This is a genomic window from Dietzia cercidiphylli, from assembly GCF_014145145.1.
GTDB lineage: Bacteria > Actinomycetota > Actinomycetes > Mycobacteriales > Mycobacteriaceae > Dietzia > Dietzia natronolimnaea.
In genome coordinates this window covers 1-923 of the sequence record NZ_JAALEA010000532.1, presented here as the reverse complement: position 1 = coordinate 923, position 923 = coordinate 1, and the positions used below count along the sequence as shown (strand labels likewise).

The following is a 923-nucleotide window of genomic DNA, read 5'->3' as shown; positions in this document are numbered from 1 at the left end:
GCGGCGCCGTCGTCTCCACCCCGAAGTCGGGCACCCGCGGCGGTTCCCGCGCGGTCACCCCACCTCCGGAGCGGACGTCCGGTGCCTTCGGTGCCGTCGGGCGCGGTCTGCGTGGCGGGTGGTCGGGTGTGGCGAAGGGGGTCGGTCACGGGGTGCGCGGGCTGCGAGGCGGAACCGACGACGAGCGCGTGGCACCACCGCACCGTCGTGACGGGCTCGGGTTGATCCTCGTCGGCATCGCGATCGTCTTCGCGGGAGCGGTGTGGTTCGGTGCGGCGGGGCCGGTGGGGGAGTGGTTCGACACCGGGATCCGCACCGTGGTGGGGACGCCGGGTGCCCTCCTGCCGTTGCTGCTCGGGGTCTGGGGCGTCCTCGTGATGGCGCGGGAGCCACGACCCGACGTCCAGTCCAGGTGGGTGGTCGGGACCACCGTGACCTCACTGGGTGTGCTGGGTCTCTGGCATCTGGGATCAGGGTCGCCCTCGGACCCGGAGGGGGTCCGTGGGGGAGCCGGCGTCCTCGGGAGGATCGTCGGGGGCACGCTCGAGGCGGGTCTGTCCGTCTTCGTCGCCGTCCCGCTCCTCGTGTTGCTCGTGGCGTTCGGAGTGCTGGTGCTGGTGGGACGCCCGGCGAGGGAGATCCCCGGCATCGTGCGCGGATTCTTCGGCTGGGACGGGAGCGGGGACATCGTCGACCACGAGGACCCCGCAGCGGACTGGGACGACCCGGACGCCACCACCGCCTACCCGATCGCCGAGACCGGGACACCGGTCGACCGGGAGCGGACCGCACCGAGACGTCCGGCTCGCCGCCGGGTGGCCGCCTGGTCGGACACCCCGACCACCGGGGAGACGTTCGAGATGCCGGCGGCCGCAGGGGCGTCGGCGGACCCGGCCGACGGGCCGGATGACGCCCCCGTCGAG

1 protein-coding gene is annotated in these 923 nt (G+C 74.3%); it reads left to right on the top strand.

Annotation, left to right across the window (positions count from 1 at the left end):
- Positions 1-188 precede the first annotated feature (188 nt).
- Positions 189-923 (top strand): DNA translocase FtsK 4TM domain-containing protein (locus G6028_RS16940; RefSeq protein WP_338404264.1); only part of this gene is annotated, 735 nt, incomplete at its 3' end.